The following is a 20,917-nucleotide window of genomic DNA, read 5'->3' on the forward strand; positions in this document are numbered from 1 at the left end:
GGCACTGGAGGATGAGCAATAACTTCCGTGCCGCCCGGACCCCTGGCTGTGTCCCATTCCGCGGGACAGGGCAGCTCCATACCCAAAACACTAAGAACAGGAAGTGTTGTGCTCACGGCCTGTCCTGACCACGGCGGGGCTCCGGGAGCGGGTCCCCGGGACGGGGTGCCGGATGCCTGTCCTGCAGATACGTCCTGGCGAACAGGTCGTCACCGGCGAGGATCCTTTTCCGTTCTTCCTGCATCCAGCGCGGCATCAGCCTGCCTGGATACCAGAGAAAACCGAGGATACCCGCGGCCAGGAGAAGGTTGCTCACCAAAGCGGACAATCCCCCCAGCACTCCGTAGTCCAGTACCAGCGGCAGCAGCGGCAGGGTCACGAGCCACAGACCCAGCCAGGTGATGGCGAGCGAAGGCGTCCCCGGCACCAGCCGGTCTATGCGAACCCAGCCAAGCCACCTTCTCCGGTGCACCATGATGCCTGAGACGGCCAGCGCAGCCCCGCCAAGCATCAGCACTGCCGAGGGCAGGAGATCATTCACGACTAACCAATCCGTTCTCGCGTTTCGCGGACGGACCCCGGATCCATCCGTTGCCCGTAGTTTTCGACTCTACCGGCCGTTCTAGTTGCCCCAGAGCCGGTTCCAGCCAGCTGCTATTGCTTCTGCCGCCGCTTCAGTTCCTTCAGCTATGGCTTCTGCGGCGGCTTCGGTACCTTCAGCTATGACTTGCGCAGCAGCTTCTGCTCCTTCGGCAGCAGACGCAGCAAGCTCAGTGGCCGTGTCCCAGCTTTGAACTGCGAGGTCCCTGGTCGTATCCCAACCCTGTACGGCAAGATCTCCGGTGAAGTCCTTGATGCTTCTTCCGTCGAAAAGGTCGAGATCCGTGATCAGGGAGATCCCCATGCCTACCCCAAATCCGACCGCTGTTCCCAGGGGACCTCCGATGGCCGTGCCGATCATCGCCCCGGTGACACCGGCAGCAAAATCCACACCTGTTGAGGCTGCCGTCTGTGCTGTCGCCATCTCCCTGGCCCGGCCCTCGAGCCTTTCTGCGTCCATGCCGGGGTCTGCCCGGAGCAGCTCGTTGCGGTTCTGCCGAAGATTATCCCCGAACGTCACGCCGGCCATGGCCAGGGCGCCGGCCCAGCCGGCTCCCTTGATGAGTTTCAGGGATCCTGGCTGGTCCGCCCACTTGATGGATTCCGGCACTGCCCACCGGTTCGGGTCGGCGTCCACCCGACGGCGGTAGCCTTCGTCCTGGTTGTACATGGTGCGGTTGAGCGTGGGGCGCCATTCCCGGACGGTCTCCACGACGTTCGTCGTATACCAGAACCGTCTGGTGCTGCCGTAGTCCGGATGCCTGGGGTCCAGGACTGAAATACGCTCGCCGTCCCTATAGAAGGGTGCAGCCCAGGCCGGCAGCTCCAGCGCGTTCACGGTCATTCTGGTTCGAGCCGTGTGCCGGTCGCCGAACTCCTGGACCGTGCCGACAGCCGCCGCGACCAGCGGACCGGCAAGGAAAGCCAGCGCCCCGCCCTCGTAACCGTCTACCGAGCGTAGGGCTGCCGCACACTCTATTTCCAGCTGTTCATAACGCCCGGCGAGGTACGTGAGACGGTTTTGCAGGGATTCACCCCTGGCAAAGTGGAATGCCTCAGCCGCAGGTTCATCATCAGAGTTAACCGGCTCGGGTTCGGCCCGGTAGGCGGCCAGGTCAGTCAGCAAGGCTTCCTTGGCAGGCAGCAGTCCGCGCACTCCCTCAGCGAAGTCCGACAAAGCACTGCTCACGGTTTCGGTCGCTGCTTCCAGCAGTTCGGCCTGGGCCGTGATGGGGTCGAAGGCTACAAGGACGTCAGCTTTTTCCGGCGCCTGGTAGCAACCGTCCAGGCCCTTCCAAGTGGAGGACAAAGAGTCGACCGAATCTTTGAACGCCTCGCCTCTGGCACGAATGCCGCTGGCCGCACCATCCACCGCAGCGGGATCTGCCCAGCCAGCCAGGACTGCCTGGTGCTCGTTCACTGCATGCCCGTCAAACCGTGCGGAACGGAAGCAGCGGCATCCCGCGCGGACTGCGCCATGCCGGCGTCCGCTTCGGTGTAGGCGTTGATCGCCGTACTGACTCCCTCGACGGCGCCGTAAATGCGGTCCTGAACCCCACGGGCCTGAGGGAGCAGCAGCTGGCGCGTGATCTCTTCCAGCGCCATAGTGATGACCGTGCTGTGTACGGCCTGCACCGCGGACTCAATCCCGGTCCTCAGCCGGTCCGCCGCCTCAGCCGGACCGGTGTCAGATCCAACCTGGTTCAGGATGGACCGGCAGCCTGCCAGGTCAATGTCGTACCCGCTGACGGGCATTGCTTCCCCCTCCGAAATCCTGTCGAGCCGCGGCTGCAATCCTCCGCGGCGGAGACCCAAGCAACACTATGGACAGTTCGGGTACCTCCGCAATGGGGAGTTCTACCCATCGGCTGCAGGCGGACGGGGGTTCTTCGGCTAACGGCCCGCTCGCTCGAAGAACTAGGCTTATTCCCATGCCCGATACCTCCCTTGCCCATGTCCTGACCCCCGAGGGATGGGCGCTGCTGAACTCTCTTGGCCCGTATCTTGAGTCCGAGTCCCTGAAACTGAACACCGAGCTGCGCAAAGTCGGGCACTCCCCCGAGCTGATTGCCGCCGTCCTCACTCAGGCCAGGCTCCGGATGAAGGCCCGCGCCAAATTCGGACCGTTCGCAGAGCACATGCTGTTCACTCCTGCCGGGCTGGAGCAGGCCACCCGGCTGAACGTCGCAGCGCTGCACGCCCAGCGCTACCAGGAAGCAGGTCTGGAGAAGGTTGCCGACCTGGGATGCGGAATCGGCGCCGATTCCCTCGCCCTGGCCACATTGGACCGCCAGGTCACCGCCGTCGAGCTTGATGAGATTACCGCCGCCGTCGCGACCATCAACCTTATGCCGTGGCCTGAGGCGAAAGTGGTGCAGGGCGACGCTGAGTCCTTTGACCTGACCGGGTTCGACGCCGTCTGGCTGGATCCCGCCCGCCGCACCACCTCGACGTCGGGCACCTCCCGTATCTTCGATCCGGAAGCTTTCTCCCCTCCCCTGTCCTTCGTGGAGTCCCTTGCCGAGCGCGGCATGCCCGTCGGCGTGAAGCTCGGCCCGGGCATCCCGCATGAGTCGATTCCGGCGGGCTGCGAAGTCCAGTGGGTGTCCGTCGGCGGGGACGTCACTGAGGCCACGCTCTGGTTCAATGAGCTGCGCCGTCCCGGCATCCGCCGTGCCGCTCTGGTGATCGGTGCTTCCGGCGCCGCGGAGCTGACCTCCCATGAGGACTACGTTCCCGGGGCCCAGGATGTACAGGTTGGTCCGGCTGAGGGTTATCTGTATGAGCCCGACGGCGCGGTGATCCGTGCGGGTCTGGTAGCCGACGTCGCGCGTTCCCTGGGCGGGCACCTGCTCGATCCGCAGATCGCCTACATCGCCTCGCCGGACCTGATGGAGACGCCGTTTGCCCGTGCCTACCGGATCCTGGAGGTGCGTCCCTACAACGTCAAGGCTCTGAAGGCCTGGGTCCGTGCCAACGGCATCGGGGTCCTGGACATCAAGAAGCGCGGCATGGCCGTCACACCCGAGGAGCTGCGCAAGCAGTTGCTGACCGGTTCCGGCAAGGGCCCGAACAAGGCCACCCTGGTCCTCACCCGGATCGGTGAGGACCGCGTGGCGATCGTCGTAGAGCCTGTTCCTTCACCGGTGGACGGCTAGCTGCGCGAGAACTCGCTGGCTTCCCGGACCTGTTCGGGCGTGGGGCGGACCCCGGTGTAGAGGACAAACTGTTCCTCGGCCTGGATCGCGATGACTTCTGCGCCGGTGATGACCTTCTTGCCGGCAGCACGGGCGGCACGGATCAGCGGTGTCTCCGAGGGAAGCGCGACGACGTCGAATACCGTCTGTGCGGCGGCAATGGTTTCGTTTTCGTAGGACTGCACGTCTTCGTCGGCTCCGGCCATCCCCAGGGGCGTGACGTTGATGAGCAGGTCTGCTGTTGCTTCGCCTGGTTCCGGGGCCCAGTTGAAGCCGTACAGGTCGGCGAGGGCCCGGCCGGTTCCTTCATTGCGGGCCACGATGGTGACGTCTCCGAAGCCAGCGTCGCGCAGTGCAGCGGCCACGGCTTTGGCCATGCCGCCGGAGCCGCGCAGCAGCACTGAGCTGGATGCGGAGACCTCGTGGTCTTCCAGCAGCCGGGCGATCGCGAGATAGTCGGTGTTATAGGCGGTGAGCACGCCGTCGTCATTCACGATGGTGTTTACGGAGTCGATAGCTGCGGCTGAGGGATCCATCCGGTCCACCAGCGCAATGACTTCTTCCTTGTACGGCATGGAGACTGCCGCGCCGCGGATGGGCAGGCCTCGGATGCCTGCGACTGCCTGGGCCAGGTCTGTGGGCGCGAAGGCCTTGTAGATGAAGTTCAGTCCGAGCTGTTCGTAGAGGTAATTGTGGAACCGGGTGCCGATGTTGCTCGGGCGGGCGGCCAGGGAGATGCACAGGGTCATGTCTTTGTTCAGGATCGGCATTGGACCATTATCGCGTGCGGCCGCCCGGCCGCGGGAGCATTACGGTGCCGGAGCGCTGGTTGGGGCGGCACGAAGGTGGGTGCCGCCGTCGGGCCCCACCGCTTTCCCCGGGTGCCGCCGTCGGGCCCCGTCCGCTTCCCCCGGGTGCCGCCGTCGGGCCCCGTCCGCTTCCCCCGTCCAGCGGCCGTGGAACCGCGCCTGCCTCGGCGGGGCTAGGATTGAACCGGGTTCTCAAACGCAAGGGTGCGGAACCGGAATTGACTATTAGGTACGCACACAGCAGGAGAGATATTGAAGATTGAGTTTGCGTCCTCGGCGCAGTCGACGCTCGGCGTCGAATGGGAACTGGCCCTGGTCGACCGTGAGACGGGCGACCTGGTTTCGGTTGCCGATGAAGTTCTGCGCGGGGTCAATGAAGACGATCCGTCGCTGAGTGCGGATGAGGAACACCCCCATATCAAGCAGGAGCTGCTTGAAAACACTGTCGAGCTTGTCACCGGTATCTGCAATACGGTTGCCGATGCCAAAGCCGACCTCGCCCGGTCCATGGATGCTGTCCGCCGGGTAACTGACCGGATGAACGTGGAGCTGTTCTGCGCCGGTACCCATCCGTTTGCCACTCCCCGTTCCCAGCCCGTTACGGATAAGGAACGCTACGCCAAGCTCATTGACCGCACGCAGTGGTGGGGTCAGCAGATGCTGATTTACGGAGTTCACGTCCACGTTGGCCTGAATTCAAAGGACAAGGTCCTTCCCGTTCTGGACGGTCTGGTGAACTACTTCCCTCACTTCCAGGCGCTTTCTGCTTCCTCTCCGTTCTGGTCCGGTGACGACACCGGCTATGCATCCCAGCGTGCCCTGATGTTCCAGCAGCTTCCTACTGCAGGTCTGCCGTTCCAGTTCCGTTCCTGGGATGAGTACGAGTCCTACGTCCAGGACATGTTCACCACCGGTGTCATCGATTCGATCAGTGAGATCCGTTGGGATATCCGTCCGGTTCCTGCGCTGGGAACAATAGAGATGCGGGTTTGCGACGGTCTTTCCACGTCCACCGATATTGGTGCCATTGCGGCCCTGACCCAGTGCCTCGTAGATGAGTTCTCCACCATTCTGGACAATGGCGGAACCATTCCGACCATGCCTCCGTGGCATGTGCAGGAGAACAAGTGGCGTGCTGCCCGCTACGGTCTTGACGCCATCATCATTCTCGATGCTGCCGGCAACGAGAAGCTGGTTACCGAGCACCTGCTTGAAGATGTGCTTCCCCGTCTTGCTCCTGTTGCCGAGAAGCTTGGCTGCAGAGCTGAGCTTGCTGATGTTGCCGGCATCATTGAGCGCGGTGCCGGTTACCAGCGTCAGCGCCGGGTTGCCGAAGCTAATGGCGGTGACCTGCGTGCTGTGGTGCACGACGGCGTTCGGCAGCTGCGCGGCGAAGGCTAGTTATGCCCGTTCTCGGCGCGGCCGCAAACATGACTCACGGGCGCCCGAAAAGCAGGTAAAACACCCGTACTTGAGGGTGCTGAAGAGGGCTAATTCGGGCCCTGAAATGTCAGTGGCAGCTGACAGTGTTGGGGTATGAACCGCCCCTCGGACACCACGTTTTCCCGGTCAGCTGACCGGGATCCCAGCGGTGCGCCGGGTGCGGAATCCGCCTTCTCTGCCGGTTCGAATCCAGAGGTTGTTCCTGCTGCCGGAGCGGTGTTCTGTGCCGATCCTGCGGTGGTCGACGATGTGTCGGCGTCGTCCTTGCCGGAAGGGTTCACTGGCCGGTTGTCGTTCCATGGTGCCGAACGCCTGGGCTACGAGGAGACTGTTTCCGCCCTGCAGCGCCTTGGAATGCTGATCTCCTGGGCGCAGGCGCAGCAGGTACATGCCGCGGCCCGCTTGGAGGTGCTTTTTGCCCGGGACATCGCCGATGCATCGGGCCGGGAAGAACCAGCCCTTGCCCTGAGTCTCGCGGCTGCTGAAGCGTCCACTGTCCTGAAGATTCCACACATGACCGCGATGCAGCTCATCAGTGAATCCTCAAGGTTGTGTACTGACGCTCCGGAGACCCTTGCCCGTCTGGCCGAGGGCAAGATCGGGATGCAGCACGCGCGGATCATCCTCGAAGAAACCCACAACCTCCCTACGGGGGTCCTTGAGGTTCCGGAGGTTGGGGCCGGGACAGGCGCCGGTCCGGCTGGGACGGCCTCCGACGACCTCACTGCGGGGAACCCAGCAGCTGGAGACTCATCTGCCGGGGATTCCGGGCAGATGGACCTTGGCCTCGATGATCTGGGCGGTCTGCCGGGCCCTGAAGGTAGCGGCGATGACGGGTCCGTCGGCGCTGCGGGTTCTAAGGCACAGCCGGTAATACTGACACCAATGCCGTCGCCGAGGTGCTCAGTGTCCGGGGCGCGTTTGAGCGCGATCTGCTCACGGAGGCTGAGGGCAGGACTGCTGCCGGGTTCGGGCGCCGGGCCCGCAGGCTTCGCGAGTCCCGGTTTCCGGATCTCATTCCGGTTCGTCACCGGCAGGCGAAGGACAAACGCCGCGTGTACCTCCAGCCGCTGCCTGACGGTATGTCCTGCCTCAGTGCGATCATCGCTGCTGAAAAGGGCCAGGCCATGTTCGCCGCCCTCACCGGTGCCGCGAAGGCCGGCAAACGAGCCGGAGACCCCCGCACTATGGACCAGCTCCGCGCCGACACCCTCACCGCACTCCTCCTCGAAGGCGAACCCACCCCGGACACCGAGACTCCCACAGATCTCAGCACTCGCACCGAGGCAGAGATAGAGACTCCCCCTGGGACTGGGCCCCGTGCCGGGAGTCCCGCAGAACGCAAAACCGGCTCCGCTAGCGGGCCCCGCACGAACAAACGTCCGCGGCGGGCGGAACGGCACCGCAACCGGAATCAAAACCGGTCGAAGGTCCGCACAGAAGTTATGGTCCTGATCAACGCAGATACCCTCGCCGGCATCGACGAGAACACCGCTGAACTCAACGGCTACGGACCCATCAGCGCCGACACAGCACGGGCCATGATCCTTGACGCACTGCACTGGACACCCCTGCTCCAAGACCCCACCACCGGTGAAATCCTGAACGTCGGACGCACACGCCGCATCCCCACCGGACTCAAACGCTGGCTCCAAGCACGGGACGGAACCTGCAGATTCCCCGGCTGCTCAGTAAGCGTCACCCACGCCGAGATTGACCACACCACACCCTTCTCACACGGCGGACCCACAGACCACTCGAACCTGGAGCACCTCTGTCCCAAACACCACCGGTTCAAAACCCTCGGACACTGGAAAGCACGCCAACCACAGGCGGGAACCATCGAATGGGACTCACCCACCGGCCGCACGTACGCCACCGACCCGGCCCTGGATTATGCACCTAGCCAACCTCCACCCAAACAACCAGACCGGTCCTTGGAAGCCCTGCAGGCAGACAACGACCCGCCGCCTTTCTGAGGCCCAACCGTCTGTCCTGCGGAGAACACGACGAACGAGGCGAGTGGAGCGAGGCAAGTGGGGCGAGTGGGGCGAGTGGGGCGCGGCGAGCGGGGCGAGTGCAACGCAGCGCGCGCGGCGATTGCAACGCAGCGAGTGGGGCGAGTGGGGCGAGTGGAGCGCGGCAACTGAAGCGTGGCGATTGGAGCGCGGCGCCACCGGGGACTATCCGGTTACCACCGAACCGATATGGCTGCTCTACTGACGGGCTTCCTCGGATTTCTTTGAATCCCTTGAATCCACGATCTGGTCCAGAATCAGGGAGCTCACAGCCGCGATAGCTGCCATCACGAGGCGTGGCCGAGACGCACCGCGCCGGACCAACCACATTTCCAACCGCTCATCCAGCACCACGCTCAGTGCCAAGACCCCGCTCACGGTGACACCTACCGTCGCACCCAGTGCGACCAGTACGGCTGCCGGCAGCCCTGCAGGGCGCGCGTCTGCACGCACGTAGGAAGGCAGTGTCGCGGTGCCCGCAGCACCGTCATCGGAGCTCGAAGTGGCCGGAGTAACCAGGTCGATTCTCCCTGCGGCAGCCAGCTCCTGTCCTTTCTGGCTGCCCCTCCGCAGGGCCTCGGCGGCGATGACGCCAAGGGCAGCACCAGGAGCGAGAACGAAGGCGCGGCGCATCCCCGGAGACCAGTCGGCCGGGCTGTTCAGGGTGAGCACACCGGATAAAGCGGCAAGCGAGAGGGACAGCGGAAGATTCTTCATGGCCTACACGGTACCTGCCATACGGCCGAGACCTTTTCCGATGAAAACCCCTGGCATGCGTCGGCCTGCCCGGCTGTACCGCCCGCTTTTCGGGCTTCCCGCCACCTAAGCGGCAGGCAAGTGAATGCTGGTCACCGGCTGGGACGGATCGGGAGTGAAATCAACGCCGGAAGGCTCGCCGCCAGCCATAACAATCTGCGCACCCAAAGCAGCAACCATGGCGCCGTTATCAGTACACAGACGGATAGGCGGAACACGCAGCGAAATACCGGCAGCGGCACAGCGCTCAGCAGTCAGCTCGCGAAGCCGGGAGTTCGCAGCAACACCACCGCCAAGCAAAAGATTCGTAATCCCCTGCTCAGTACAGGCAAGAACAGCCTTGGAGGTAATCACGTCCACAACAGCTTCCTGGAAAGACGCAGCGATATCCGCAACAGGAAGCTCCTGGCCGGCAGCCTCGTACTGCTCCACGCAGCGGGCTACTGCAGTCTTCAAACCAGAGAAGGACCAGTCATACCGGTGCGGACCGGGAACCTCAGCAGTTCCCATGTACTTCGGCTGGGTCAGGCCGCGGGGAAAACGGATCGCCTTCTGATTGCCTTCCCGGGCAAGCTTGTCGATAGCAGGACCACCCGGATAACCCAGGCCCAGAATGCGGGCAACCTTGTCATAAGCCTCGCCGGCAGCATCATCAATGGTGGAACCCAAAAGCTGGACATCCGAAGTCAGAGAACCAACACGAAGGATCTCGGTATGCCCGCCGGAAACCAGCAGGGCACCAAGATTCTCCGGAAGCTTACCGCCATCAAGGACACCAACACCCACATGGGCAACCAGATGGTTGATCGCATACAGCGGTTTGCCGGTAGCAACAGCCAGAGCCTTGGCAGCGCAAACACCAACCATCAGGGCACCGGCAAGACCAGGGCCGGAAGTCACAGCAATGGCATCGACGTCGTCGAGGGTCACGCCGGCCTCATTCAGAGCCTGACGCAGCGTAGGAACAAAGGCATCCAAATGCGCACGCGAAGCGATCTCCGGAATAACACCGCCAAAACGGACATGCTCCTCCATGGAAGAAGACACAGCATTGGTCAGCAGAGTGTCTCCTCGGACAATTCCGACGCCGGTCTCGTCACAGGAGGATTCGATGCCAAGCACCAGAGGTTCGGTGCGGTTCATTGGACGTCCTTCACAGGGTTGGTTCCGCGCGGCGGTGCACCATGCCAGGAGGAGAGCTCCAAACGCATAATCAGTGCATCGGCTCCGTCCCGGTAGTAGCGCGGACGGACATGGATCTGTTCAAACCCGAACCAGCGGTACAGCCGCTGCGCACGGGGGTTATCGGCACGCACTTCCAGCAGCACATCATCGGCACCGCGGATTTTCGCCTCGTCCAGAAGAGTGGCCAGCAGCCGGGAACCGGTGCCCGCACCTTCATGCGCAGCATCGACGGCGATGGTCTGCACATCAGCAATCGGCAGCACACACATCAGCCCGGCATACCCGATGACAGTGCCGTCCGGAGCCTCAGCCACATAGTAGGCGCGGGTATCGCGCTGCCGGAGTTCGTCATAGAACATCTCCGTGGGCCAGGCATCCACGGGGAACATGGCCTTCTCCAGCGCATCCACGGCAGGAATGTCCTCCTCCGTCATCTCCCGGATCACCGGCAACTGCCCGCTCACAGCGCGCGCTTCCGGGGTCCCGGAACCTTGGCATCGGATTCGCGCAGGTAGAGCGGCAGATCCGGCAGCAGTTCCAAACCCCGCACAAGAAGTACGACGGCGGTGCGCCCCAGCGCTGCAGCAGTCGGCTGGGCACCGGCAAAGTCCTGAACCGCATGCAGCACATCCGGATAGAGGCCAGCTCCGGCACCATAGGCCGGCAGCCGGGGAACCTCAGACGGTGAAGTGACGTTGGGCCCGTTCAGCAGCTCAGGGGTTCCGCCAGTGCTGCGGTAGTGCGCCCAGTAGACCTCTTTGCGCCGGGCATCTGTCGCCACGACGAACTCGTCTACTCCGGCACGCCAGGCGTCCAGGGCGGCATCAATGGCAATGGCATCCAGGCTCATGACCCCGTGCAGGGGTTTGTTCCAGGCGAAGGCGAGCGTCCGGGCGGTCGCGATCCCTGACCGGAGGCCGGTAAACGGACCAGGACCGACGCCCACAACCAGCGCATCGATGTCTGCACCGGAAACGTCCACGCTCTTCAGCAGGTCCTGAATGCCGGGGGCCAGGACCTCCGCGTGGGAACGGGTGTCTTCAGTGGCGAACTCTGCGAGGATTTCTCCCTCACCGGTGAGCAGGGCCGCGCTGGCTATGGCGGAGGTGTCGATGGCGAGGATAAGCACGGTTTCTATTTTACGCAGTTCCACAGCAGGCCTTGACGGAGGGCTTTCCACGGCATGCGCTCCACAGACCGGCGCTCAGCAGCTACCCCAGCGCCGGTGGCTGTTCCCAGCGCGGGCCATAGCCGGCAATCCGGATGGTGCGCTCCTCGTCGTCGTCTTCCGCACTGAAATCGGTAACCAGTTCCCCGGACAATCCGGCCTCGCCGCCGGTGGCACGAAGCAGAGTCACTTCAAGCCGGCTTTCGGACAAATGCTCCACCAGCCCGTGGCCCCACTCCACCACCGTCACCGAGGTGTCCATGGTGTTCTCCAGATCGATGTCATCGATCTCGCCGGATGAGCCCAGACGGTAGGCATCAACGTGCACCAGGTCCGGGCCGCTGCCCAGCGAAGGGTGGATCCGCACCAAAACAAAGGTCGGGGAAATGATCCCCGGACGGACACCCAGCCCCTCCCCCAGCCCCTGCGTGAACGTCGTTTTGCCGGCACCGAGTTCACCGGTCAGCAGCAGCAGGTCACCGGCCTGCAGGTCCGCCCCGAGTTTCTGAGCGAGGTCCTGGGTCTGGGCAGCACTGGCTGTCCGGTATTCGAGCTCCCACCGCGGAGCCGCTGCCTCCGCGCTCACGGCAGCACCGCTGCAGAATCGGCCTCCAGGGAAACTGCCGTTTCAGCGGCACCGGAGTCGACGTAGCTGCGCGTGACGCGGCCGCTGATCCGGGTAATGATTTCGTAGTTGATGGAACCGCTGGCCTGGGCCCACTCATCCACGCTGGGGAATCCGGCGGGGCCGAAAAGCACCGCTTCCTCACCCAGGAAAGAGTTCGGGGTTCCCGCTACACCGGTACGGCCCAGGTCAATGACCATCTGGTCCATGGCGATGCGGCCCACCACAGGGAAAACCTCACCGTTGACCATGACGGGCCCGCCGGTTGCTACGCGCGGAATACCGTCGGCATAGCCAACGGGAACGAGCGCCAGCGTGGTGGGTTCGGCAGTGCGGTAGTGCAGGCCGTAGGAGACACCCTGTCCTGCCGGTACTGCCTTGCAGTTGGCGATCCTGGTCTTCAGCGTCATGGCCGGGATGAGCCCCAGCTCCTCGGCGCTCTGTCCCGGGAACGGTGACAGCCCGTACATGCCAAGCCCCACGCGGACCAGGTCAAAGTGCGAATCGGGACGGGACAGGACGGCTGGGGTGTTGGCGATGTGCCGCACCTCGTGGTCCACACCGGCGTCTTCGGCCACGGCTACTGCTTCGCGGAACTTCTGCAGCTGCTCATCGGTTTCCATCCGGCGGGGCTCGTCGGCCACAGCCAGATGCGAGAAGATGCCGACCACCCGCAGCAGGCCGTCTTCCTGGTAGGCCAGGGCCGCACCCACGAAGGACTCCCACAGATCCTCCGGGCAGCCGTTGCGGCCCAGTCCCGTGTCAATCTTCAGGTGCACCCGGGCCGGAACTTCAAGTTCACGGGCAGCGGCCACCACGGCCTCCAGCTCCCAGCCGGAAACACCGATGTCGATATTCGCCGCGATGGCGGCTGAGAAATCACTGTCCGCAGTGTGCAGCCAGGCCATCACCGGAGCGGAAATACCCGCGGTGCGCAGGGCCAGTGCCTCGGAAATGTGCGCTGTCCCCAGCCAGGAGGCCCCGGCCTCAACGGCTGCGCGCGCCACTTCCAGCGCACCGTGGCCGTAGGCATCTGCCTTGACCACCGCCATCAGGCGGGCGGGCTTGGCAATTTCGGCAAGGTGGCGGACGTTGTGCCGGATCGCAGCAAGATCGACGACGGCGCTGCGCTCCGCCGCGGGGACAGTTTCGAGGTAATTCACGGGTCCATTCTTTCACTGCGGACCCGGCTGGGTATCACCGGCAGGGCTCCGCGAGGTCCTTGTGCATGATGTGGAGGCCGGTGAACCCGTGAACGGGGTGCCGGAAGGCGTCCGGAACTGTGGCGAGGATCCTAAAGCCGAGGGACTCCCACAGGGCCACCGCGCGCTCATTTGTCTGGACCACCGCGTTGAACTGCATGCTGCGGTACCCCTGCGCCCCGGCCTGTTCCAGAACGTGCGCGGCGAGTGCCCGGGCAACGCCCCGGCCGGAGGCAGGCGCGGCAGTCATGAAGGACGCGTTGGCCACATGGCTGCCGCCGCCGGCGCGGTTGGGATGGAGCTGGGCCGTACCAAGAATCTGCCCAGCGTCCTCGGCAACGTAGACGTACGCGGGACGCGGCTCCAGCCAAACGTCCCGCGCTTCGTCTTCTGCCATGTCCCGGTCCCAGCAGTACGTTTCACCGGCGCGGACGATTGGCTCCATCAGCGCCCAGATCTGAGGCCAGTCTGCGGCTGTTGCCTCCCGGATCCCTATCCCCAATGCCGGGCTCAGGCGTCCAGGGCAGCAGCCCAGAGATTGATGTCCGAGTCCTGGGCAAAGGTGTCGATGTCCGCAAGTTCCTTTTCGGTGAAGTCCAGGTTCTGCACGGCTGCCAGGCTGTCCTCGAGCTGCTTGACGCTTGAGGCGCCCACCAATGCCGATGTGATCGAGTTGCCGTTACGCTGGGTGCGCAGCACCCAGGCGATCGCCATCTGTGCCAGTGTCTGGCCGCGGGACTCGGCAATCCGGTTCAGTCCGCGCACCCGGTCAAGGTTCTCTTCGGAAAGCTGGGACGGATCCAGTGACTTTCCGGCGGCAGCGCGGGAGTTCTCCGGAACGCCGCCAAGGTACTTGTTGGTCAGCAGGCCCTGGGCAAGCGGGGAGAACGCAATGGACCCGGCACCGGTCTCCTCAAGCGCCTGGAAGAGGTTCGGATCACCCTGTTCCACCCACCGGTTGAGCATGGAGTAGGAGGGCTGGTGGATAAGCAGCGGCGTGCCCATCTCCCGCAGGATGCGCGCAGCCTCAATGGTCTTCTCGGCAGAGTAGGAGGAAATGCCCGCATACAGCGCACGGCCGGAACGCACAGCGGTGTCCAGCGCCCCCATCGTCTCTTCCAGCGGGGTCTCCGGATCCGGACGGTGGCTGTAGAAAATGTCCACGTATTCCAGCCCCATCCGCTCCAGCGACTGGTCCAGGCTAGCGAGCAGATACTTCCGCGAGCCCCAGTTTCCGTACGGACCGGGCCACATGTCATAGCCGGCCTTGCTGGAAATAATCAGCTCGTCACGGAACGGGCGGAAGTCGTCTTTCATGTGCCGGCCAAAGTTGGTCTCCGCGCTGCCGAAAGGAGGACCGTAATTGTTCGCCAGGTCGAAGTGCGTGACGCCCAGGTCGAAGGCCCTGCGCAGGATGGAACGCTGGGTCTCGAACGGTACATCGTCTCCGAAGTTGTGCCACAGCCCCAGCGAGACGGCAGGCAGCTGCAGTCCGCTGCGGCCAACGCGGCGGTAGGGCATGGAATCGTAACGGTCTTGCGCGGGCGTGTAGGTCATGGCTCCATCCTGCCACCGGTTCCCGCGCTAATCGAGAAAGCCGTCACATCAGTCCTGCCCGGTCCCGCTGCCGGAGATAATGGCCGCACCATAGGCAGGAAGCTCCACAACGCCGTCGTAGGTCAGGATAGGCGCCGTCTCCAGCAGGACCCGGGCCTGGCCCGGAACGGGCACCGGCAGCTCACGGGCTGCGTCCGCGAAGTTTAAAGCGACAATGACATCGCCGCGGTGAATGGTCAGCCAGCGCGAGATTTCGTCAAAGTCCACGCTGATGTTCCGGAAATCCGGTTCAGTCAGTTCAGGCACCGTCCGCCGCAGCCGCAGCAGATCACGGTAGAGCCGGTGCAGTCTGGCGTGCCCGTCATTGCCCACTTCGGACCAGTCGAGTTTTGACCTGGTGAACGTGTCCGGGTGCTGGGGATCGGGTACCAATGCGGGATCCCAGCCCATTCTTGCGAACTCCGCCAGCCGTCCCTCTGCAGTGGCCCTGCCCAGTGCCTCTTCAGGATGGGAGGTGAAGAACTGCCACGGGGTTGAGGCACCGAACTCCTCGCCCATAAAGATCATGGGAGTGTTCGACGACGCCAGGTTCAGGACCGCGGCGAGCGCCAGCTGGTCATAGCCCAGCACTGCCGTGTTCCGGTCACCGGCGGCCCGGTTGCCGATCTGGTCATGGTTCTGCACCGCAACCACCAGCTGGCGCGGAGTTACGACTGATTTATCCAGCGGCCGGCCGTGGCTGCGCTGCCGGAAGGAGGAGAAGCTGCCGTCGTGAAAATACCCGTTGGTGATGACCTTCGCGATGGCCTCCAGGGAATCAAAGTCGGCATAGTATCCCTGGGTTTCCCCCGTGAGGTTGCTGTGCACGGCGTGGTGGAAGTCATCGGACCACTGGCCCGAAATGCCGTAGCCGTTGAGGTTCCGCGGAGTGATCAGCCGGGGATTGTTCAGGTCCGACTCAGCGATCAGGAACAGCGTTCCGCCCAGATCGGCTGAGAGGTTGTCCGTCAGGGCGGCCATGTCCTCCAGGATGTGGACCGCCCGCTCGTCCCTGAGGGCGTGCACGGCATCCAGCCGGAGGCCGTCCACATGGTAGTCCCGGAACCACATCTCGAGATTGTCCAGGACATACCGGCGGACGTGGTCGGACAGGGGCCCGTCCAGGTTCAGCGAATCTCCCCAGGTGGTGGCGCTGCCCTGCTGCAGATAGGGACCGAAAAGGGGCAGATAGTTCCCGCTGGGACCAAGGTGGTTGTAGACGACGTCCTGGATCACCCCAATCCCTGCGGCGTGGGCGGCGTCCACGAAGCGCTGGTAAGCCCGGGGACCGCCGTAGGCTTCGTGGACCGCATACCAAAGCACACCGTCATAGCCCCAGTTGTGGGTGCCGTTGAAGGCGTTGACCGGCATCAGTTCCACGTACTGCACGCCCAGGTCAGCAAGGTAGTCCAGCTTCTCCGCGGCGGCATCCAGCGTGCCTTCGGGTGTGAACGTTCCGATGTGCAGTTCGTAGATCGCTCCCCCGGCCAGGCCGGGAGAGACCCAGTCCGAGTCCGTCCACTGGAACCGTGACGGGTCAAAAGTCCTTGAGAGACCGTGGACCCCTTCGGGCTGCCAGCGGGAGCGCGGATCCGGGACCGGAGTAGTCGCTTCATCGATCAGGTAGCCGTAATCGATTTCCGCACCGGCGGCCTCCTCCGCGGCAGTTACAGCATGCCACCAGCCTTCTTCCCCGGCGTCCATGGCCAGTTCCTGCCCGTCCGCCCGCAGCCTCATCGCGCGGGCCTGTGGTGCCCAGACGCTGAATACGGTGCTCACATTTCCTCCTGACGGACCAGCAGAGCCACGGGATAATGCTCAAAAATCTCTTCGGCTTTCACGCTGCCGCCGGTATGCTTCCTGCCGGTCAGCTGGTCAGTGTAAGTTCCCGGCGCCAGCTGCAGGAGGGTTCCCCTCCAGCCGCCGGCGGCCTCAAGGCCCAGGGGAAGCCGGGTCACCAGGGTGAGCGCGCCGCCCCGGTCGAAGCCGAACACATGTTCCGCGGCCGGCCCCTCGGATCCCACGGCAGAGTAACCACTGAACAGCTCGGGGCGGTCCCGGCGCAGGCGCAGGGCCTCCCGGGTGAGGTGGAACTTGGCACTGCCCGATGCGTCGACGGGTACCGCTGTGCCCGGCTCTGCAGCAGCCGCAGCCGCACGCAGGGAGTAGTCCACCGGACGCCGGTTGTCCGGGTCCACCAGGGAGTGGTCCCACAGTTCAGTGCCCTGGTAAACATCGGGGACGCCCGGCATGGTCAGCTGCACCAGTTTGGCGCCAAGCGCGTTTGACCAGCCTGCGGCGCTGATGCGTTCAGCCACGGAGGTCAGGATCGCATTCGCTTCCGGATGGTCGTAGGCGCCGTCGACCAGGGCATGAAGCTGTTTTTCGAACGCTTCATCCGGAGCCGTCCAGGTGGTGCTCTGGCCGGCTTCCCGTGCTGCCTTCTCCGCGTAGGCATGGGCACGTTCCCGCTCCAGCGGCCAGGTTCCGGCCAGCGCCTGCCACAGCAGGTCGGCCAGGGGCCGGTCGCCCAGCGGCAGCAGCTCCTCCAGCTTGCCAACGGCGTCGGACCACTGCTGCGGAATCTCGGACAGTACGCTGATCCGCGCCCGGGTGTCCTCACTGCGCTTGGTGTCATGGGTGCTGAGCGTGGTCATGGCAAGCGGGGCGTCCTGCTGCCTCACAAGCATCGCCAGGTGCAGATCATGCGGTTCAAGGGCGAACAGTGAGGGGTCGGCTCCCACCTCGTTGAGCGAGGTGAGCCGGGAGTACCGGTAAAACGCGGTGTCCTCCACGCCCTTCGCCATGACCATTCCGGAGGTCTGCTGGAACCGTACCGCCAGCTCCTTCAGCCCTTCGGAGGGCTCCGCGCCGTCTCCCCGGAGCAGCGGAAGCAGCACTTCGAATGCCGGTTCCAGGTCCGGCCGCCGTACCTTCGCATTCAGCGCGGCCTCTTCAAGATAGGCAGCGCCGTCGGGAAGATAGCTCCGGTAGACGGGGAAGCAGGCCAGCAGCTCGGAAATTGCGTCGGCTGCAGCCGCTGCGTCCAGGCCGGAGTCTTCGGGCAGCAGCCGCACCAGCCGCTGCACTTCGGAGTGCAGCAGGCCGTCGGCAACAGCCCGCTTGGTGTCATGAATCATGTGCCGGTAGGGCTCGGCGTCGGATGCATCCGTCAGCAGGGCCGCTGCCTGCGGATCCACGAACAGACGGTCAACCTCTGCGAGCGCGTCGTAGCCGGTGGTCCCGGCGACCGGCCAGCTTTCGGGAAGCTTTTCACCCGGTTCAAGGATCTTTTCGACCAGGACGTAGGCTCCGCCTGTCAGCTCACTGAGCTGGCCCAGATACGCGGCAGGGTCCGCCAGCCCGTCCGGATGGTCGATCCGCAGTCCGTCCACCAGGCCTTCGCGGAACCAGCGCGCTATCTCGGCGTGGGTTTCGTCAAAGACCCAGGGAACTTCCACGCGGACACCGGCAAGCGTGTTTACGCCGAAGAACCTCCGGTAGTTGAGCTCATTGTCGGCACGGCGCCAGCTCACCAGTTCATAGTGCTGGCGGTCGTGAACCTGCCGGGCGGTATCGCCGGGAGTGAAGGTTCCCGCGGCGATGGGGAAAGCCTGCTCGTAATAGCGCAGCTCGCCGTCTTCGATCCGCAGCTCCTCGAGGGCATCGCTGCCCTCCCCCAGCACGGGCAGCCGCAGCCGTCCCGCACCGGCGTCCCAGTCAATATCGAAGGCCTCGGCATACCGTGAGCCGCGTCCCTCCTGGAGCACCGACCACCACCACCGGTTGGCCGCCGGCGTTGCAATGCCCATGTGATTGGGCACGATGTCCGCCAGGACGCCCATGCCGGCCCGGTGCGCGGCATCGGCCAGTGCCTGCAGCCCCTCGGGCCCGCCCCGTGCCGGATCGACGGCGGACGGATCCGTAACGTCGTAGCCGTGGGTGGAGCCCTTCTCCGCCGTCAACAGCGGCGAGAGGTAGACCCAGTCTGCGCCCAGGTCCTTCAGGTACGGAACGAGGGCAGCGGCGTCGTGCAGCGTGAATCCCTCGTGCAGCTGCAGCCGGTACGTAGAGCGGGGCGCCCTCATACGGTGCTCTCCCGGGTCTTTGCCCCGGCAAGTGCCGCAAGGGAAGCTGCAACTGAATGGTCGTGGACTTCTTCCTCCTGCGGGTGGACCCGCAGCACGACCATGGACTTCGCCGCTACCTGCAGCTTGCCGTCGCTGCTGACGGGGTCCCCGTCCGCTCCCTCGCCGGCAGTGTCAATGACCTGATCCCAGAGATCGCCGTATTCCTGCGGCGGCAGATTGACCGTCACGGCGTCGTCGTCAGCGTTGAAGTACAGCAGGAAACTGTCATCGGTAATGGGTTGTCCGCGGCGGTCGTTGCCCCGGATGCCCTGTCCGTTCAGGAACACACCCAGGGAACGGCCCAGCTGGCTGTCCCAGTCTTCAGGCTTCATGGGCGTGCCGTCGTCGTTGAGCCAGACGATGTCCGGCAGGACGTCCTCTTCCCCGCGCTCAACCGGGCGGCCGTCAAAGAACTTGCGGCGCCGGAAGGTGGGGTGTTCCGCGCGCAGCTTGTTCACAGCGGCCGTGAACTCCATCAGGGGCGCGTCCATGTGTTCCCAGTTGATCCAGGTCAGCTCGGAGTCCTGCGCGTAACCGTTGTTGTTGCCGTTCTGCGTGCGGCCCAGCTCGTCGCCGTGGGAAATCATCGGAACGCCCTGGGAGAGCAGCAGCGTGGCCAGGATGTTGCGCTGCTGGCGGGCGCGCAGGGACAGGACTTCGGGGTCGTCCGTGGGGCCTTCGGCTCCGCAGTTCCACGAACGGTTGTGGGACTCGCCGTCGTTATTGTCTTCGCCGTTGGCCTCGTTGTGCTTCTCGTTGTAGGAGACCAGGTCCCGGAGGGTAAACCCGTCGTGGGCCGTGACGAAGTTGATGGAGGCCACCGGGCGCCGTCCCGAGGACTCGTAGAGGTCAGCGGAGCCGGTGATACGGGAGGCGAATTCACCCAGCGTCGAGGGCTCTCCGCGCCAAAAATCCCGGACCGTGTCCCGGTACTTGCCGTTCCATTCCGTCCACTGCGGCGGGAAGTTCCCCACCTGGTAGCCGCCGGGGCCGATGTCCCACGGTTCGGCGATCAGTTTGACCTGGGAGACAACCGGGTCCTGCTGTACCAGCTCGAAGAACGTGGACAGCTTGTCCACATCGTAGAACTCACGGGCCAGAGTGGAAGCCAGGTCGAACCGGAAGCCGTCTACGTGCATTTCAGTCACCCAGTAGCGCAGGGAATCCATGATCAGCTGCAGGGAGTGCGGGTTGCCTACGTTGAGGGAATTGCCGGTGCCCGTGTAGTCCATGTAATAGCGCTTGTCGTCCTCCACCAGCCGGTAGTAGGCAGCGTTGTCGATGCCGCGGAAGGAGAGCGTGGGGCCCATGTGGTTGCCTTCGGCGGTGTGGTTGTAGACCACGTCCAGGATCACTTCGATGCCGGCTGCATGCAGGGCCTTGACCATGGCCTTGAATTCCTGGACCTGCTGTCCGTCCTCCCCAGTGGAACCGTAGGTGTTCTGCGGAGCGAAGAAGCCAATGGTGTTGTAGCCCCAGTAGTTTGAGAGGCCCTTTTCCTGCAGCGTGGAGTCGTTAACGAACTGGTGCACCGGCATGAGCTCCAGGGCGGTCACGCCCAGCTTCTGCAGGTGTGCGATGACGGCAGGGTGCGCAATTCCGGCATAGGTTCCGCGCTGTTCCTCGGGAACCTCGGGGTGCTGCTGTGTGAGGCCCTTGACGTGCGCCTCGTAGATCACGGACTGGTGGTACTCGGTGCGCGGACGCCGGTCGCCGTCCCAGTCGAAGAACGGGTTGACCACCACGGCCTTCATCATGTGGGGTGCCGAGTCCTCGTCATTGCGGGAGTCTTCGTCGCCGAAGTTGTAGCCGAACAGGGACTGGTTCCAGTCCACCTGGCCCGATACGGCCTTGGCGTAGGGGTCCAGCAGCAGCTTGTTGGGGTTGCAGCGGTTGCCCTGCTCAGGATCGTTCGGTCCGTCAACCCGGTAGCCGTACTTTTGCCCGGGGACTACGTGGGGAAGGTAGCAGTGCCATACGTAACCATCTACTTCGGTTAGCTGGATACAGCTTTCAGTGCCGTCGTCGTCAAACAGGCAGAGAGTTACGGAATCTGCGACTTCGCTGTAGAGGGCAAAATTCGTACCGTTTCCGTCGTAAGTTGCTCCCAACGGGTAGGCATCTCCGGGCCACACTTCCATTCAAAGCTCCTGACTGCGGTGGTTGGCAGGCAAAATACTATGCCTGC

Annotated in this window: 18 protein-coding genes; 3 read left to right on the forward strand and 15 right to left on the reverse strand. The window is 64.1% G+C overall.

Annotated elements, in window-relative coordinates; genetic code table 11:
- Window positions 1-112: 112 nt before the first annotated feature.
- From ACWGQ2_RS04300 to ACWGQ2_RS04310, 3 genes are all read right to left on the reverse strand, one after another.
- Window positions 113-541: a hypothetical protein gene (locus ACWGQ2_RS04300; protein WP_452014715.1), complete on the reverse strand. Its 429-nt coding sequence runs from the start codon at window positions 539-541 to the stop codon at window positions 113-115.
- Between the two features lie 81 nt (window positions 542-622).
- The gene (locus ACWGQ2_RS04305) at window positions 623-2,020 is read right to left on the reverse strand and encodes a hypothetical protein (RefSeq protein WP_452014717.1); all 1,398 of its coding nucleotides are present in this window, start codon (window positions 2,018-2,020) and stop codon (window positions 623-625) included.
- Window positions 2,017-2,355 carry a DUF6507 family protein gene (locus ACWGQ2_RS04310; protein WP_452014719.1) on the reverse strand — a complete coding sequence of 113 codons (339 nt, stop codon included), beginning with the start codon at window positions 2,353-2,355 and terminating at the stop codon, window positions 2,017-2,019. The genes ACWGQ2_RS04305 and ACWGQ2_RS04310 overlap by 4 nt, the downstream gene beginning before the upstream one ends.
- Before the next feature lie 176 nt (window positions 2,356-2,531).
- Here ACWGQ2_RS04310 and ACWGQ2_RS04315 point away from each other — a divergent pair, with 176 nt between their 5' ends.
- Window positions 2,532-3,758 carry a THUMP-like domain-containing protein gene (locus ACWGQ2_RS04315; RefSeq protein WP_452014721.1) on the forward strand — a complete coding sequence of 409 codons (1,227 nt, stop codon included), beginning with the start codon at window positions 2,532-2,534 and terminating at the stop codon, window positions 3,756-3,758.
- Here ACWGQ2_RS04315 and ACWGQ2_RS04320 read toward each other — a convergent pair.
- Window positions 3,755-4,567, reverse strand: a complete 813-nt coding sequence (locus ACWGQ2_RS04320; RefSeq protein ID WP_452014723.1) for a shikimate 5-dehydrogenase — start codon at window positions 4,565-4,567, stop codon at window positions 3,755-3,757. The genes ACWGQ2_RS04315 and ACWGQ2_RS04320 overlap by 4 nt on opposite strands.
- A gap of 291 nt (window positions 4,568-4,858) precedes the next feature.
- Between ACWGQ2_RS04320 and ACWGQ2_RS04325 the strand changes: the two genes are divergently transcribed.
- Both ACWGQ2_RS04325 and ACWGQ2_RS04330 read left to right on the forward strand, forming a co-directional pair.
- Entirely contained in the window at window positions 4,859-6,007 is a 1,149-nt protein-coding gene (locus ACWGQ2_RS04325) for a glutamate--cysteine ligase (protein WP_452014725.1), read from the forward strand.
- A gap of 941 nt (window positions 6,008-6,948) precedes the next feature.
- A complete protein-coding gene (locus ACWGQ2_RS04330; protein WP_452014727.1) occupies window positions 6,949-8,028 on the forward strand; it encodes a DUF222 domain-containing protein in 1,080 nt (359 codons plus the stop codon).
- A gap of 237 nt (window positions 8,029-8,265) precedes the next feature.
- Here ACWGQ2_RS04330 and ACWGQ2_RS04335 read toward each other — a convergent pair whose 3' ends face one another.
- From ACWGQ2_RS04335 to glgX, 11 genes are all read right to left on the reverse strand, one after another.
- Window positions 8,266-8,784: a hypothetical protein gene (locus tag ACWGQ2_RS04335; RefSeq protein WP_452014729.1), complete on the reverse strand. Its 519-nt coding sequence runs from the start codon at window positions 8,782-8,784 to the stop codon at window positions 8,266-8,268.
- Between the two features lie 105 nt (window positions 8,785-8,889).
- Window positions 8,890-9,966, reverse strand: a complete 1,077-nt coding sequence (gene tsaD, locus ACWGQ2_RS04340; protein ID WP_452014731.1) for a tRNA (adenosine(37)-N6)-threonylcarbamoyltransferase complex transferase subunit TsaD — start codon at window positions 9,964-9,966, stop codon at window positions 8,890-8,892.
- Window positions 9,963-10,442, reverse strand: a complete 480-nt coding sequence (gene rimI, locus ACWGQ2_RS04345) for a ribosomal protein S18-alanine N-acetyltransferase (RefSeq protein WP_452015347.1) — start codon at window positions 10,440-10,442, stop codon at window positions 9,963-9,965. The genes tsaD and rimI overlap by 4 nt, the downstream gene beginning before the upstream one ends.
- A 26-nt stretch (window positions 10,443-10,468) precedes the next feature.
- Window positions 10,469-11,137, reverse strand: coding sequence for a tRNA (adenosine(37)-N6)-threonylcarbamoyltransferase complex dimerization subunit type 1 TsaB (tsaB, locus tag ACWGQ2_RS04350; RefSeq protein WP_452014733.1), 669 nt, complete (start codon window positions 11,135-11,137; stop codon window positions 10,469-10,471).
- Window positions 11,138-11,219: 82 nt separating this feature from the next.
- Complete coding sequence (gene tsaE, locus ACWGQ2_RS04355; protein ID WP_452014735.1) at window positions 11,220-11,762, reverse strand: tRNA (adenosine(37)-N6)-threonylcarbamoyltransferase complex ATPase subunit type 1 TsaE; 543 nt, start codon at window positions 11,760-11,762, stop codon at window positions 11,220-11,222.
- A complete protein-coding gene (gene alr, locus ACWGQ2_RS04360) occupies window positions 11,759-12,964 on the reverse strand; it encodes an alanine racemase (protein WP_452014737.1) in 1,206 nt (401 codons plus the stop codon). Before alr ends, tsaE begins: the two co-directional genes overlap by 4 nt.
- 34 nt (window positions 12,965-12,998) lie before the next feature.
- Complete coding sequence (locus ACWGQ2_RS04365) at window positions 12,999-13,505, reverse strand: N-acetyltransferase family protein (protein WP_452014739.1); 507 nt, start codon at window positions 13,503-13,505, stop codon at window positions 12,999-13,001.
- A gap of 8 nt (window positions 13,506-13,513) precedes the next feature.
- Complete coding sequence (mgrA, locus tag ACWGQ2_RS04370; RefSeq protein WP_452014741.1) at window positions 13,514-14,560, reverse strand: L-glyceraldehyde 3-phosphate reductase; 1,047 nt, start codon at window positions 14,558-14,560, stop codon at window positions 13,514-13,516.
- A gap of 48 nt (window positions 14,561-14,608) precedes the next feature.
- Window positions 14,609-16,378 (reverse strand): malto-oligosyltrehalose trehalohydrolase, encoded by a 1,770-nt coding sequence (gene treZ, locus ACWGQ2_RS04375; protein ID WP_452014743.1) that lies wholly within the window; start codon window positions 16,376-16,378, stop codon window positions 14,609-14,611.
- Window positions 16,375-18,687 (reverse strand): malto-oligosyltrehalose synthase, encoded by a 2,313-nt coding sequence (treY, locus tag ACWGQ2_RS04380; RefSeq protein WP_452014745.1) that lies wholly within the window; start codon window positions 18,685-18,687, stop codon window positions 16,375-16,377. The genes treZ and treY overlap by 4 nt, the downstream gene beginning before the upstream one ends.
- Entirely contained in the window at window positions 18,684-20,870 is a 2,187-nt protein-coding gene (gene glgX / locus ACWGQ2_RS04385) for a glycogen debranching protein GlgX (protein WP_452014747.1), read from the reverse strand. The genes treY and glgX overlap by 4 nt, the downstream gene beginning before the upstream one ends.
- Window positions 20,871-20,917 lie beyond the last annotated feature (47 nt).

It is taken from the genome of Arthrobacter sp. NPDC055585, from assembly GCF_053619115.1.

What these genes read in the sequence shown, in the direction of transcription:
- ACWGQ2_RS04310 (WP_452014719.1), bottom strand. Translation starts at nt 2,355, where the DNA reads ATGCCCGTCAGCGGGTACGACATTGACCTGGCAGGCTGCCGGTCCATC.
- ACWGQ2_RS04315 (WP_452014721.1), top strand. Translation starts at nt 2,532, where the DNA reads ATGCCCGATACCTCCCTTGCCCATGTCCTGACCCCCGAGGGATGGGCG.
- ACWGQ2_RS04320 (WP_452014723.1), bottom strand. Translation starts at nt 4,567, where the DNA reads ATGCCGATCCTGAACAAAGACATGACCCTGTGCATCTCCCTGGCCGCC.
- ACWGQ2_RS04335 (WP_452014729.1), bottom strand. Translation starts at nt 8,784, where the DNA reads ATGAAGAATCTTCCGCTGTCCCTCTCGCTTGCCGCTTTATCCGGTGTG.
- tsaD (WP_452014731.1), bottom strand. Translation starts at nt 9,966, where the DNA reads ATGAACCGCACCGAACCTCTGGTGCTTGGCATCGAATCCTCCTGTGAC.
- rimI (WP_452015347.1), bottom strand. Translation starts at nt 10,442, where the DNA reads ATGACGGAGGAGGACATTCCTGCCGTGGATGCGCTGGAGAAGGCCATG.
- mgrA (WP_452014741.1), bottom strand. Translation starts at nt 14,560, where the DNA reads ATGACCTACACGCCCGCGCAAGACCGTTACGATTCCATGCCCTACCGC.
- treY (WP_452014745.1), bottom strand. Translation starts at nt 18,687, where the DNA reads ATGAGGGCGCCCCGCTCTACGTACCGGCTGCAGCTGCACGAGGGATTC.
- glgX (WP_452014747.1), bottom strand. Translation starts at nt 20,870, where the DNA reads ATGGAAGTGTGGCCCGGAGATGCCTACCCGTTGGGAGCAACTTACGAC.